Below are 14,140 nucleotides of genomic sequence, written 5' to 3'. Positions count from 1 at the left end.
AACCACGTAAGAAAGGTAACACCTCTGGCACGTCATCTCTTTCATCAGCATCTAGCGTTGTTACTTCTGACCACACCAAAGGTATTTTCTCCTTTATCGTGTTTCAATATAACGCGCGCAGCTTTCTCGATAATATCTAAGCTAGTCATAACACTCTTATTATCATTTGCCCAATTAATCACACCATGCCCAGCTAGAATCGCACCTTTACGTTTTTCGCAAATTGATTGTAGTTGCAACCCTAAATCAAACTCATCGTTGCCACCAGTCTCAGACAAGGTCATCACCCCAAATTTATCTGTTAACGCTGAAGTTTTACCAGCTGCTACCGCTATTACTGAATTAGGGTGCATATGGTCAACATGCTTATATGAATATAGGCATGTAATGGAGTATCAATAGACGTTGCACGTGGATTTAAATTAGCAGCATGCGTAAAGCAAGCAAAGAAATGGCGATACATAGCAACCATGTCATCTTTTGATTTGTGTCTTAACACCCACTTCATCAGCATTATTATATATATCTTGTAAGCTAATAATTTGTCCATATACAAAGAAGAAAATTTTGGCTTAGATGTTCTTTGCCGCCACCAGAACCTTTACCCGCCATAACTTCTACTTCTTCACCTGCAAGTGGTCGATTTATTAGTTTAGCTGATGTGTTGCCACCGCCAGTATTTGTAATACGTTGATCGTCCCCTAAAATATTTGAACGATATATCAGGGCTTTCAATTGGTGACAACCCACTAGCAACCGAGTCATCCCAACTATAATTTACATGTTTAAATTCACTTTGTTTGCTTGTCATCTTCAGTCTAACTCCAGCGATTAATGCGCTGTGCTTCTGCATTAAAATTGTTAACAAGATTTCTACATCTACTTAGACACAGTCAAGCACCAATCAACTTCGCCACACTATTGTTATTTTATATATTGAAAAATCATACAAAAACTGACCAACCAATAACTTAACACTATGTTTTATAAGAAATTAAAAAGCATTGACCACATATGAACAAAAGATAAAAACGGCTCAAAAAATAAACATTTAATTAACATAATCTGTAAATTTATTATAACTTTCAGTCATTCGAATAAAAAAACCGGCTAGAAATGAGCCGGTTTTATGCATTTGCGTAAACAACTTTATTTATAATTTACTGCGCAATTTTAACTTGAGTATGTTGGCTTCTAGGAAATAGAAATCCGCATACACTATAGATGTGCTCTATTTCACTTAGCATTCGGTAGGTTACCGGTCGCCTCTGTCAAAACAAACCCTAATTTAAAGTCGATACTGTTGTGTTTCGACGTTAGATAATTCGCTGTCAATTCAGCCATAATTTTATCTGCAAGAGCAATAGCTTTCGACTTACTTCTGACTCAACTGTATATAGCGCTAATCGATATAACGCTGAAGCATAAATGCCGCCGCAGAGGTATCTTTTGGGATATGCGTTCCTAGCGCTTTGAAGCGACCTAAATTGCCAAGGCTTAACCAGGCGCCTTGGATTAGTTCTTCGTCGTATGCAGACATTTTGCCTTCCATTAATCGCAAAGCATTTTCACTGTATATCTTTGTCTATAAATATTGGCCCGTAGCCAATATAAGGCAAAATGTAGTCGTCTATAAGAAAGTCACATAAATCGAGAATTCGCGAAAATCGATAAGTACTTGTAGATTGATTTGCCGCAATAGAAGCAGCATTTTCTTCAATTGCAAAATAATCCCAATGAGGAACGACGTCATCGCCAAGTAGTTTGTCAATCGAAGCGACTAGGCGCTCAACATGGGCGTCAAAATCCGGGAGTTCTATTTCAGGCGTTTCTTTTTTCAGAGCTTCTAAGACATTAACAAAACCATACAAAGACCATCCCCGCCCTCTAGCCCAAGCTGAGACGTTACCAAGCCCTTGCCAGTTACCTTATTTTTTACTGCCGTATTCATATACGTGATAAGCGATAGGGAAATTTTTCTTTTGCAACATCGCCGTTTGCATAAAAATAATGATTAAAATAGGTTTGTTTTAGCATGAGATGAAAGCCAATTCTCTATGTGCAGGATCGCTACTTTCAAACAAGAACTCAAGGTTCATCATGTTATCCACTATAACGGGGAACTGCCACGGATTCGATACAAACACTTTTTGGCTTTTCTCCTTTTACTTGGCCCTTTTTCATCATGAATAAGTGACTTAGCTCTCCAATCCCATGAGCGAATAAGTCCATATTATAGATCGGCGAGTCGCTAGGTTTCACGTCCGGTTTGCAGTGCTTGTTCATAAAGCTTGCGGGTGTCAGGAGGTAAATCAGGAATAACTAATGCTTCACCAAAAGAATCATACAACAAAGTTTCTAAGTCATGTGTGCTACCTCGTTTTGTTTCAGGTAACAGCAAGTGTTTGGTAGAAAGTCGCTTTTTTCGAATATTTGGCTTTGTTGTGCTTCAGTGAAGCCTTTTTATCTCGCTTTTAGCTGATAGTGTTTTCCACACACAAACCGGGTAAAAACCATTTGTCCATTTTGTCAGTTTTTCCATATAAATATGGTCATGCTCTAGTGCCTCTAGGAAAACAAACAGCCTGCGTTTGTCGTGCAAGTCAGCTAACTTTAAATCAGTACCATAGACTCCATCATGCACTTATCATCTAAGACATTGATTTTTAATGGAAACAAGATTTTCTTTGGCCTTGACTATCACTAAAGTGAGTAACTGCGTCTTCTTGAGTTTTTGCTGTTTGTTTATCTGTATTTAATTCAACATGTAAATGACTTTCCTCTGATTCTGTGCAACCTTAATAAAAATATACTCAAACTAAAAGCAACTAATAGTTTCATCTGACTCACTCCACTCTATCGTTATACGCTAATTTATAAGATATCATACAACTATGTTTACTAAAACTTAACAAGTAGTACCAAGAAAAATTAACAGTCTACTATTTACAAAAGCCTTATAAATGGAACTTAACGGACAAGATTGTTATCATCTATTCAGGTAACTATTACGAAACAAAAATATGACAACTTTTAAATTCACACAAATGAAGAAAAACCCGGCGGGCTGACTACAGAATTAGTAGAATCCCTTAGAAGTGAAATATTAAAAGGTTCTTATAAAGTAGGTGATAAACTTCCATCTTCAAAAATAATTGAAGAACAAACGCAAGTGAGTCGAACCGTTGTACGAGAGGCAATAGCCCAGTTGAAAGCCGAGGGCCTAGTAGATAGCCGACAAGGTGTTGGTGTAGTCATCACTGAAAGGAAAAACGATAAGTCGTTCCAAATAGATAAAGTGGAATTTGAATCGATCCTATAATGCAATTCAAATACTTGAATTGCGCTTATCAGTCGAAGTAGAAATGGGAGGCATGGCCGCCGAACGGCGTACTGAAGAACAAATGGAAGAGATAACAAAGTGCATGATTTCTATGGAGGAAAAGGGTAAAAACGGCGAAGACTCTATCTCTGAAGATTTCGCATTCCATAAGGCGATAGCTAATGCATCAGGTAATCCTTATTTTGTCCGCTTAATTGAATATATAGGTTCAGGTGTTATTCCAGCTAGAGAAATGATTACTCAGTACAGTAATAGTTTTAATAATGAAAAACTACTTAGCGTAATACAAGGAGAGCATCGACAAATTTGGCGTGCAATTAAGAACCATGATAAGAGTTCAGCGCGAGAAGCGATTAAAGAACATTTAGGCAATAGTATTAACCGACACATTCAAATAAAAGAACAACATTCGGCAGCTAGTTAACCTTAGTTCTGGACAAGAAATATCGTGTAAACTAAGCAATGTTAATATAATTCAATGGTTTAATATATTTTTGTCTCAATAACCTGAGCTAAATGTTACTCGGTAACGAAATTTTTAGTTTATAGCAAGGCGGAGTGTTGTAAGTCATAACGTGTTATTGCTAAACAATCCAACGCCGCTAGACACAAAAGTGCGATAGCTAGAGGTTCGGATTGTCTAGGATTCATTGACCTTTTTAATAGATATCTATATGCAGATAAATACGTTTTTAGTAGCCCATAAAAAGTAATTGTCAATATACCTGTGAGTATTCACCCTTAGCATAGTCTTTTGGTAATCCCCTCCCCTTTTTACGAAGCCAAAAATTACCAAGAAATTTTGTTTTGCCAACACTATTACTACTTATTTGCTACTCCGTTCATTTGGCTGCAAGTTATTATCAAACTTTTTCACCCATTAAAAATATTAGCATTACCAGCATTCCTAAGAATCGGTTAACCATAGGTTTAACATTTGCTATAACAATCTTGCGTGGGACGCTAGTCCCAGCAGCATAGAGTAAGTTATTGGTTAGGATTAAGCATTAGACTGATAACCGTGCAAAATAAATACTATTTTGAACATGTAAGCTCGTTGCGTAGGCCAAGCTTTACTGCGGATGATTTTTAAGAAGAAACGATCTTCCATTGGTTCTTATATCAAGCCGCATTAGTATTATGAATTCACTGTCATAAACAGACGGCCGAGCGATAAGTTTATTTACTACCAAACAGATCAGCACTTCGATAGTGCTGGCTTGCAGCATGTAACATTAATTAAAGAATACACTTTTGACACTTCAGTCTACTTTCGTTTTATTTTTAGTAAAGCAATCTCCCCTGCCCTTAAGTTGATACCATTGATGGCTGAAAAAGTTAACAGACCATGACCACTTTAAAAGTAGCCTGCTAACATAACCTAGCCCGCCTTTAGCAACTACATTATTAGAATATACTTGACTAAATTAGTAATGGATTTATCCCCTATAGTACTCCTTTGCACTGGTAGTCAATTTTTACCTTGGAGCGGTAGATTTTATTTATTTGGTACTAGACCTAGACAATCAGCACACTTAGATTATTTCGCCGATAAGGTTATCAACTGATTTCCCCCGGGGGATCTCGGGACTTCCTTGATAAAGTAGCTAAAATTCAAGATAAGAAATATCTTGTGGCAGCTCTTAGATCTCTTCCCATGGAAAAATACGGCGGTCAACATAATATCTCTTTTGAAAAGATCCCCCGGGGGGAAATCTGTCTCCCGCTTTGTAGCGAAGCTATGTTTTTACTTGGCATGATGCTCAATACTCCTAAACTTAGAAAGACTATGACTAATTGAATTTGTGTACTTATGGAATTAACTAATCTTTATGTAAAAACATGAATATCCCCCGGGGGGATCATAGAAGTATCTAAACAAGGAACAAAAAATGATTATCTAATAACATTAACAAAAATGTTCGTAACCTTTGACATATGGGTGTTATAGCGTGTATGTTATTCAAAATATGTTTTTATAAAACTATAAGTAGAGAACGATAAAATGCTTAAGTACAATTCAGTAGTGCTAGCGATACTAAATCAGAAAGGTGGTTGCGGTAAAAGCACTGTATGTAATATTTTAGCAGAGTACATGGCTATCATGGCCAATAAGAATGTACTAGTAGTTGACCTAGATATGCAATGTAATTCTAGTGACTATTGGGTTGGTATGGAGAGTAGTCCAAGGTCTGTCGGCGGACAGTTACCACCGCTACACCCAGACTATGATGGCGACCCAGACTTAGAAGAACGATCTACTATTGCAGACATATATTTTGGTAAAGCCGTTTTACCGTTCGAAACTTATGTGAGTGAGGCTAACGGATTTAAAAAGAGAGTCGATATAATGGTCGGCCATCCAGCATTACTTGAACGTATTAACTCTGAATTTGATAACGAGTCGGGCCAAATAGAGCATAAAGTCATTAATAGACTCCATGAGTTCTTACACATGGAAGAAATGAAAGAATTATACGACATTATCATCCTCGATACAGGGCCTTCAAGAAACCCTATATTCCGTTCTGCTCTTAGAGCTGCTACCCATACAATTTTTCCTTTTGAATGCGAAGAGAAGAATCTGCAAGGATTAATTCAATGCTACAAATTATAGAATCTGAAAACTTCACCAGAAGTGATGAATCTCAGGTCAATTTAATAGGATTTCTACCAAATAAAGTAAGGATTAATACAAACTTACATAAAGGTAACCTCGACAAACTATATTCTCGACTTCGCGCGCAAATGTTCCCGGAAACTATTTATTTACCTCAAAGCACTGCATTTCCAGAAAGGGACTTAAAAGGAATTAGCCCTAGAACAGTATTTGATATCCAAAAAAATCATGCCGCCTATATCCACAGTAAAACATTAGGCGATTATGTTCATAAGCAAATTTTTGGAAGGAGAGGGTAAATGGCTACAAAAAGAAAGTTAGGTATAAACCGAGCAGGAACAGGTAAAGTTACAGACGACTCTGGTGTAGATAAATGGGTTAGCTCAATTGCTAGCCATTCTGAATCAGCTGATAAAGTAAAAGATGTCATCGCAAAATCTATTCCTGTTGATTACATATTAACTGATGAGAATAACCCAAGAGATCTAGCAATAGATTCCTCACTTATCTTAAAAATAGTTGCTACCCATCCTTGTAAAACTTTTGTGGCGACAGAACAAGACTCAGAGTGGATAGAGCCTTATGTACGCCAAGCAGCCAAAGCATACAATCTTGATGGCAAAGCTATAGGTGATTTTCAATCATTGGTCGAATTTGCTTTCTCCTTGAAAAATGCAGAGGCTATGTTGCACCCAATAGTAACCTGGAAAGACGAAAGCACTTTTCACCTTATGGTAGGTGAACGTCGATACTTAACCCATCTTTTACTGCAAGAAAGTCACATTTATGCTCGTATTTTCTTAGAACGCCCAAGCCAGTTTCAGTTAGATTTATTGCAGTGGAAAGAAAACATGGATAGGGAAGAAATGACCCTATTCGATCGATTGCTGCGAATTAGAAAGTTAATAGAAGCCCTCGGCGGCAGAAAAAACGTCACGGTTATGCAGTTGTCGGCCATTATTGGTAAATCACGTTCAGTGGCACACAGATATATGTTTGTCTTAGAAGCAAAGGCAGAGTCTCTATTAGAATATATAAAAGAGGGGAGGGTATCTGACCTTAAAAAAGCGGCAGATCTTGCCAAGCTGTCTGACCCAGAACTAAAAGTAAAGTTAGGCATTGAAAGAAACAAAACGGTTAAAGAAGAACCCACTCGATCATCCATAAAACTAAGTAAATCGGCCAACACAACGGCGATTGAAAAACTAATTAGAGCCGCAGCTAAGACACTTAAAATTGAAGATTATGTTAACGAAGCGGATTTCAGTAATCCTAAAAAAACAGCTGAAGCACTGAACGGCATCATCGATAAAATATCCGAGACTAATTAATATGGTTAAGCTCAAGCTACCCACGACTCAAGCGGCATCAAGACGAAGCACGGTTCGAATACCAATAGCGATGTTACCTAGAATGGCTATAGACATGGAAAAATCTGGGTTTAACAAAAAACAGCAAAGCAAATGGCTCAATCAAGCATTAAACGAGTTATTCAAAATACCCGATTACACTGATCTTATAGCAGAAGAGTTTATTACAGCAGGCACAACAAAATCCGTATCTATTACACTCCCAGCAGATACAGAACAAAATGTAATTGACGCCATTAAAGCGGTATCGCAAATTGAAAAAATAGATAAAGATAAAAGCGCCGTAATCAGAGTTGCAATTATACAGAGACTACTCAGAACTGAGGGTAAAGCACTGAGGATGGACGAATGACTGAGATGATACTATCTGAGCAATTAGATCTATTTGTAGCCGATATAATTGATGCAGTACCTAAAGGCGAGCTTTCAACAATGGAATATCCCATTTTTGCAATTTCTACTAGGCCTGACCCAAAACCCTATCGCTTTGAAAACCCAAAAACGGGAGCTTGGATGGAAATCCTGCCTAGTTCTAAGGGTAGGGCAACCATACACGACAAAGATATTTTACTATATTGCTTTGGCCAATTAGCCGAAGCCGCTAATAGAGGAAGACAGGTCAGTCGCAAGGTTCATATGGTCGCTTATGATTTTTTAAAGCAAACCAATAGGGGCACAGGTGGACGTGAATACCGTGCTATAACCGATGCGCTAGTTCGCTTGCGAGGCACAACCTTTAATACAAACGTAAGAGACGGAAGCCAACTCGCGCAAAAAGGCTCCGTGTTTGGTTTAATCGATTACGGCCAAGCAGTAACAGACAACTCAGGTCGATTAACTCATGTTGAAGTCGTGATATCTGAACACTTATTTGCGGCCTTAAATAACAAACAAATTCTCACCTATAACCCTGAATACTTCATGCTTTCTACTGGCTATGAAAGAAGGCTATACGAATTGTGTCGCAAACACTGCGGCAACCAAAACTCGTGGGAAATAGGTTTTAAAAATTTGCATAACAAATTTGGCGTAAGATCTTCCTTACGAGAGTTTCGTAGAAAAATAAAAGAACTCGTCGTTAAGCAAAGTATCCCTGATTACTACATTCATCTACTAGAAAAAAATGGTCCAGACACCATTGAAAAGCTAATAGTAAAACGAAAAACCAGCAAAAATTACATCAGCGAGAGCTGATCAATAGATTTTAACGAAAAATATGCGTCAGCCGTTTCAACCTATCGTGATTTGAACCACGTTTTTGCTCTATTAGCTAAATAATGAAACAACACCCACATATAGCTCCCTCGCATTTACTATCTACACAGGTCCTAATTTTAAAGGGCTAAGCTAGATATCAAGCTATAATCGACTAGTTGTTAACAATCCTATTTTTCAACTAAAGAGACATTCGTGATTTGAACCACGTTTTTGCGCCTAAACACTATCCCTGAAAAGTAAAACAAACCTTGTATGAACCTAAATACTAACCAGAAGCCCCTATTTTTAAAGGATTGTAGCCATGCTCGACAAGATTACTCATTTTGTTTTGTTACATAAGTAGATATCGTGATTTGAACCACACTTTAGCTCTATAATCGTCAATGAGCATTTATATATTGTATAGAAAGTACAAAATAAATAGCCTCGTCCTAATAATAAAGGGCTCTAGCCTAATTTAGTCAGTAAAAAGACACTCGAGCTAAACGAATGTATCGTGATTTGGAACCACGTTTTTTAAAAACAGCATAGCTTATGCCTTAAATCTAACTGTAATGAAAGGTAACTGGTCAAAGATCCCCAGGGAGATCTTTACATTAGCCACAAAGAAATGAGCTATCAAAATATATAGACGGAATGTCAATTAACAGAGCAGGTAATTTTGATAAACACTTGATAAATATATATTTTTAGCCAATCCTGATTTAAAATTATATTCGTGATTTGAACCACGTTTTAGGTATATTGAAACGATCAAAAAGATACAATACACTTTGTTCCGATACAGAACACATGACACCTGTGAAAAACCTGTTAGTAAACTGTTCATATGCTGTGGGTACCCTGTGTTTTGACACGGGTATTGAACCACAATAGCATCGTGTATCGAACCACACTTATTCGTGATCTGAAACACAGTGAATCGTGATCTGAACCACAAACTATCGTGATTTGAACCACGGTGATCGTAATCTAAGCTATATATATCAAGACTTTCAAAAAACGTAACTTATTAACTTTACTTAACATAAGTAACTTAAATACTATTAACTTATTATTAATCCCTATGGGATTCTAATAAACATAAGCTCTAATAAAGCTGTCATTTCTTAATAATATTACTGAATACCACCTACAGTGTACGTTTTTACATTAATCTACCCGCCTCCTAAGTTATTCACAAAGTATCTGTAGAGAGACGCTAAGACGCAAATATAAGGTATAAATCATGACCAAAAGAATTATTGTTAGCGATGCCTAGCTGCATGATTTAAAATCAAAGTATTACTTCAATATCTCAGCACAACTAATAATATTGACTAACTGAAGGGTTTATTACCTGAGGATGTACCATGTTTCCTTTGAGCCACTGTAAGCCATAAACAAAGCACTATATTAACTCTCATAGTTAAGACTATAGTTATTTTGTCTATTAGCTCGTACTAAGTAACCTGAATCCTGGATAAGCCGAACCTTTAAGTAACACTCTTTTTGTGTCTAACCGGGTTGGATCGTTTAGCAATAACACGCTATGACGTACAACAATCCGCCTTACTATACACGAAAAATTTCCGTTACCGAGTAACATTTAGCTGAGGTTATGTAGACAAAAATATATTAAGCCATTGAAATATAATAATATTGCTTGGCGTAAACTAGTGTTTAGCTGAAACGATACTTCTTATTTAGAAGCTCAGGCTAAGTATTGATGAATAGCAAAATTATCCTTACTTGATGATATAAAACAATCAATATTAGATTACCTTAGAATGTCAAATTAGACCTTTTTGGAGGTGGATATATTAGCAATCATTACAATTCTTTCGATATTTGAGACAAAAAACACCATCGAATGATCTATAATGATTAAAATTGACTAAATTAGGTTGCTTTAATTCTATTGTCTTAAAGCAACTAATACACAGAGTTTTTATGAATAGAATATTTAATGATTTAACAAGAGGCATATTTGTCTCGATTAGCATTTTCGCGATGGGATGCAGTAATAGCGTGCTTAATAATGAGCTACCATTAGGTGAAAAAGTTGATTATTTCGCTATTGATGATGCTTTAGGCAATGCTCTGGCAGTAGTGCAACATCCAGCCGGAGTGCATGTTAATGGTATTACTTACGTAGCATATCAGGGGCCGTTAGAAGATCCTTATGTCGCAGCATACAATCATATGACAGATGAATGGCAAGGGCCTGTTAAAGCTGGCGTAAGTGATATGGGTAAAGACTCATCTCGAAAAAAAGTGGATAACCATGGTAAGCCCACTATGTTGGTAGATGACTTAGGTTATATTCATGTCTTTTTTGGTGGCCATGGCGGCATGCTCTAAACATGGAAAAAATCCATTAGGAAATACGCATTATGGTCGTAATATTCATGTTGTGTCTAAAAGACCGAATGACATTACTCGCTGGGAGGAGCTCAACACAATACCTGTATTTGGTACCTATAACCAAGCAGTAAAAATGGATAATGGCGACATATATTTATTTTATCGTCATGGCGCGCATCGCAGTGATTGGGTTTATCAAAAGTCTACTGATCACGGAAGGACATTTTTCTGAGCCAGTGTCATTCTTAAAACACAAACGTCGCACCGATCTTAAAGCCGTAGATAGTTGGTATGCATGGGTAGGGAAAGGGCAGGGCGATGATATCATTGTTTCTTACGACTACCATATATGCTGGGACGGTGGAGCCGGAATCAACGGTCGCGGTCATACAACAGAACGTCACGACGCTTACTATATGGTATTTGATACTAAAAAAGATACTTGGCGCAATGTTAAGAATGAACAATTCGCAATACCCGTTACCCGTGAACTAGCAGACGAAAAAACACTGGTAGCAAGAACCGGCGAAGATTGGACTTTCAACGGTTCGGTTCACCTAGATGAAAATGGATACCCCCATATTGCGACTAATATAGGTAAAGACTTGGGAGCCAAAACGGGCGGTCCAAAACAAACTCACTATTTCAAGTGGACAGGCGCCGAATGGACCGATGGTAATGTCATTAATCCACAAACCAGTATTGATAATACCGATTCTCGTGGAGATTTTATTGTTAATTCAACTAACGATGTTACTTTCGTTTTAGGCTATGAAGAACAAGATGACGGTGTGATTGCCAACTGGCATAGCCAAAATAGCGGGGAATTCTTTACTAAAGGAAAAGAGTTACTTAGACGAAATAAAGCCACTTGGGCACTAACCTCAATTATCGAAAATGCTCACCCTGATGCTCGCATGATTGTTGCCGAGAAACAAAAAGGAACAGATTGGAGAAAAATTTACCTTGTCGGTGAAAATGGCCCTATCAAGCGTTTAAAGTCTGATGCACAAGTTCGCAACTAAATAACCTGAGATCGGGATAAATAATCACTCAGTGTGATAAAAAAGCAGCGAAAGCTGCTTTTTATTGTATTTAACACTTCGTTCATGAACGTTTTAGCCAGTTATATTAATCCATATTGATAAGTACTCTCGCAGAATGCGCCGGCGGTTTTTAAACAAGGCGCCATTGTGAAGTAATGGTTGCTACCATCAAATACCGCGAACGCAGCAAAAGCCGTTGGGATATTCATTAGGGAGTAGTTATAAATGCACTTATTCGCTGTCTTTTTAAGAACTAGTTATTAGTGTAAACAGATTAGCCTTGATTAAGCACATCCGTTCCATTGCTGCGAGCAATAAAATAATACTTATAAACTCAACGCGATATAACCCTGTGTCGCTTTAATTTTTCACTTGTCTGATTTCATATTTTTGTACTGCAAATGATGGGATTAGCCCTTTTATACTTACAAGTGACGTTGCAGCTTCTTTGCTAGATGTTGGCAGAGATTGAGTGGTATGCCACTTGCCCCAAAAAAGTTGATTATTTTTAGGATATTTATGAGCTTGTTTTCTAAACACAGCGATTCCTTCATCAGAGAGTGCTTTATTAATTGGGGCTGTGGGATGAACATTGGGTTTTCGCCAACCGCCTTGCTGAATGGTTAAGTTTGATTTTCTAAAATCTGCAAAAAACTGTTGTTCAATATTATTACTGCTGTCAATGTTTGCTACCCTATATTCAAATTGGCTCCCTGCTGGGCTATTTACTATCAAATTAATATTTAGTGGTTCTGGTGTTTGTTGTGTTATTTGCTTGTCGTTGAAGTTGAATAACAGTAAGTCGTAGTTGTCTTTTTCGGGTTGCTTACTAAATATTCCATCGACTCTGTTGTTTTCTATTGAAGTGTGGCCTTGGACGGTATTACTAAATAACTGATTGCCAACCATTGGGTATAGTGCTAATTGAGTCAGCGCTTCTGGGGCGTAATTGCCGTTGCTTAAGTTTCCCCATTGAAACACCTCTTTGATATCACTCTCTAACATCATTTTTGAAAACATGGCAAAAAACGCTGATGCATGGGAAGTCGCGACGCTGACAAAACCTGCTTTTTGCATCTTGGATATGAATTTAAATTCATGGATCTCAAAACTGGCTTTTGGGTTCCAATCTGGATGTTCAATAATTGGTGCAATGTCATGGCTGTAAACCGCTGACATGTCCAATTCGTGTGGTTTAGTAATGTGTGGGTAATATGAAATTGCAATGAAATCATATGCTACCCTGTGCTTTTTAGCCCAAGTCAAAAAATGGGGGCGTATGAATCTTCTGTATTGCCTGTGTAGTCGACATAACTTCCTTTAAAGGAACCTTCGCGAAAATGAGCTCCGACTTTAGCAGTAGGTAACACTGCATGCACTGCAGTTACTGTGTTCTGGTAATGATCAAAAAACTCTTGTCGAGTAGCAGACCAATGCTGTGGGCGAGTATCTATTTCTGAACCAACTCTAAAGCGCCATGCTAAAACCTGTTCTTTACCATAGGTGGCCACCAAGTGTTGAACAAAGCTCTTAATGTATCGGTGCCATGCCTCTGGGTCGGCTGGGGGAGTACATTACCGTATACGCCTTCTGCGTCTTTTTTTAAAAAATGTTTACCATCCGGTTTGTCAACGAGTGTTAATCCTCTTTGAAAGGCCCAAGGGGGTTGTCTAACACTATTTGAAATATTTCCCAGTCATGGGATAACCAGTTATCAATACGTTTAGTGGCTGCGTCAAAGTTATATACAAATTTCTCTCCATCCCATTGATAGGTATCTGCTGCCAAATTCTTGCCTCGCCACCCACCCAACATGCGTACAGTATTTACTTTGGGGGGCCGGCCAAACGTTGCTGGGGTAGAGAAAGGTGAGCCTTTGTGGGTTCTTACACTCACATCAAAAAAGTCATAAATTGTTGTGGTTGTGGTACCAGCATTACTAAAGTCAGCACTGAGCGTTAAAGTTGATTGACTCGCTGTAGTTTTTAGTGAGGCAGATGGTTGACTGTCTATATTTGAACTGCAAGCCATGGTGAGTAGTAAGCATGTGCTTATTAGTAATTGCTTCATGGTAGAACCTACTTGTTAGTTGTCTAGAAATACATAGTTTTAAGCCAAGCGTGTTTATAGTTAAATTAATAGATTTTACTTGTCTGAAAATGTCTCTGTGTGATTGTTTTTATTTAATTGTGACGAT

At 37.7% G+C, this 14,140-nt stretch carries 18 protein-coding genes; 10 read left to right on the top strand and 8 right to left on the bottom strand.

Annotated elements, in window-relative coordinates:
- Nucleotides 1–44: 44 nt before the first annotated feature.
- From RS130_RS00755 to RS130_RS00735, 5 genes are all read right to left on the bottom strand, one after another.
- Nucleotides 45–353 carry a hypothetical protein gene (locus RS130_RS00755; RefSeq protein WP_316024350.1) on the bottom strand — a complete coding sequence of 103 codons (309 nt, stop codon included), beginning with the start codon at nucleotides 351–353 and terminating at the stop codon, nucleotides 45–47.
- A gap of 181 nt (nucleotides 354–534) precedes the next feature.
- Nucleotides 535–735, bottom strand: a complete 201-nt coding sequence (locus tag RS130_RS00750; protein WP_316024349.1) for a hypothetical protein — start codon at nucleotides 733–735, stop codon at nucleotides 535–537.
- Nucleotides 736–1,402: 667 nt separating this feature from the next.
- Entirely contained in the window at nucleotides 1,403–1,540 is a 138-nt protein-coding gene (locus RS130_RS00745) for a hypothetical protein (RefSeq protein ID WP_316024348.1), read from the bottom strand.
- 28 nt (nucleotides 1,541–1,568) lie between these two features.
- Entirely contained in the window at nucleotides 1,569–1,871 is a 303-nt protein-coding gene (locus RS130_RS00740; protein ID WP_316024347.1) for a hypothetical protein, read from the bottom strand.
- Nucleotides 1,872–2,251: 380 nt separating this feature from the next.
- Nucleotides 2,252–2,401 (bottom strand): hypothetical protein, encoded by a 150-nt coding sequence (locus tag RS130_RS00735; protein ID WP_316024346.1) that lies wholly within the window; start codon nucleotides 2,399–2,401, stop codon nucleotides 2,252–2,254.
- Between the two features lie 636 nt (nucleotides 2,402–3,037).
- Between RS130_RS00735 and RS130_RS00730 the strand changes: the two genes are divergently transcribed.
- From RS130_RS00730 to RS130_RS00685, 10 genes are all read left to right on the top strand, one after another.
- The gene (locus RS130_RS00730; RefSeq protein ID WP_316024359.1) at nucleotides 3,038–3,322 is read left to right on the top strand and encodes a FadR/GntR family transcriptional regulator; all 285 of its coding nucleotides are present in this window, start codon (nucleotides 3,038–3,040) and stop codon (nucleotides 3,320–3,322) included.
- Nucleotides 3,306–3,767 (top strand): FadR/GntR family transcriptional regulator, encoded by a 462-nt coding sequence (locus tag RS130_RS00725; RefSeq protein ID WP_316024345.1) that lies wholly within the window; start codon nucleotides 3,306–3,308, stop codon nucleotides 3,765–3,767. The genes RS130_RS00730 and RS130_RS00725 overlap by 17 nt, the downstream gene beginning before the upstream one ends.
- A 1,581-nt stretch (nucleotides 3,768–5,348) precedes the next feature.
- Nucleotides 5,349–5,960 carry a ParA family protein gene (locus RS130_RS00720; RefSeq protein ID WP_316024344.1) on the top strand — a complete coding sequence of 204 codons (612 nt, stop codon included), beginning with the start codon at nucleotides 5,349–5,351 and terminating at the stop codon, nucleotides 5,958–5,960.
- Nucleotides 5,945–6,262, top strand: coding sequence for a hypothetical protein (locus RS130_RS00715; RefSeq protein WP_316024343.1), 318 nt, complete (start codon nucleotides 5,945–5,947; stop codon nucleotides 6,260–6,262). Before RS130_RS00720 ends, RS130_RS00715 begins: the two co-directional genes overlap by 16 nt.
- Nucleotides 6,263–7,294: a ParB/RepB/Spo0J family partition protein gene (locus RS130_RS00710; RefSeq protein ID WP_316024342.1), complete on the top strand. Its 1,032-nt coding sequence runs from the start codon at nucleotides 6,263–6,265 to the stop codon at nucleotides 7,292–7,294.
- Nucleotide 7,295: 1 nt separating this feature from the next.
- Nucleotides 7,296–7,685 carry a hypothetical protein gene (locus RS130_RS00705; RefSeq protein WP_316024341.1) on the top strand — a complete coding sequence of 130 codons (390 nt, stop codon included), beginning with the start codon at nucleotides 7,296–7,298 and terminating at the stop codon, nucleotides 7,683–7,685.
- Nucleotides 7,682–8,527 (top strand): replication initiator protein A, encoded by an 846-nt coding sequence (locus tag RS130_RS00700; protein WP_316024340.1) that lies wholly within the window; start codon nucleotides 7,682–7,684, stop codon nucleotides 8,525–8,527. The genes RS130_RS00705 and RS130_RS00700 overlap by 4 nt, the downstream gene beginning before the upstream one ends.
- A gap of 1,956 nt (nucleotides 8,528–10,483) precedes the next feature.
- Complete coding sequence (locus RS130_RS00695) at nucleotides 10,484–10,894, top strand: hypothetical protein (protein WP_316024339.1); 411 nt, start codon at nucleotides 10,484–10,486, stop codon at nucleotides 10,892–10,894.
- On the top strand, nucleotides 10,860–11,129 hold the full coding sequence (locus RS130_RS00690; protein ID WP_316024338.1) for a hypothetical protein: 270 nt from the start codon (nucleotides 10,860–10,862) through the stop codon (nucleotides 11,127–11,129). Before RS130_RS00695 ends, RS130_RS00690 begins: the two co-directional genes overlap by 35 nt.
- 4 nt (nucleotides 11,130–11,133) lie before the next feature.
- Nucleotides 11,134–11,922, top strand: a complete 789-nt coding sequence (locus tag RS130_RS00685; RefSeq protein ID WP_316024337.1) for a BNR-4 repeat-containing protein — start codon at nucleotides 11,134–11,136, stop codon at nucleotides 11,920–11,922.
- 381 nt (nucleotides 11,923–12,303) lie between these two features.
- Here the strand turns inward: RS130_RS00685 and RS130_RS00680 are convergent, their stop codons facing one another.
- From RS130_RS00680 to RS130_RS00670, 3 genes are all read right to left on the bottom strand, one after another.
- The gene (locus tag RS130_RS00680; RefSeq protein WP_316024336.1) at nucleotides 12,304–13,122 is read right to left on the bottom strand and encodes a hypothetical protein; all 819 of its coding nucleotides are present in this window, start codon (nucleotides 13,120–13,122) and stop codon (nucleotides 12,304–12,306) included.
- An 83-nt stretch (nucleotides 13,123–13,205) separates the two neighbouring features.
- A complete protein-coding gene (locus tag RS130_RS00675) occupies nucleotides 13,206–13,454 on the bottom strand; it encodes a GH39 family glycosyl hydrolase (protein ID WP_316024358.1) in 249 nt (82 codons plus the stop codon).
- 127 nt (nucleotides 13,455–13,581) lie between these two features.
- A complete protein-coding gene (locus RS130_RS00670; RefSeq protein ID WP_316024335.1) occupies nucleotides 13,582–14,013 on the bottom strand; it encodes a hypothetical protein in 432 nt (143 codons plus the stop codon).
- Nucleotides 14,014–14,140: the final 127 nt, after the last annotated feature.

Source organism: Paraglaciecola aquimarina (assembly GCF_032464635.1).
In the GTDB taxonomy this organism is placed as follows: domain Bacteria; phylum Pseudomonadota; class Gammaproteobacteria; order Enterobacterales; family Alteromonadaceae; genus Paraglaciecola; species Paraglaciecola aquimarina.
Note: the sequence above shows the minus strand (reverse complement) of the source record. Positions and strands in the feature narration are given on the sequence as shown.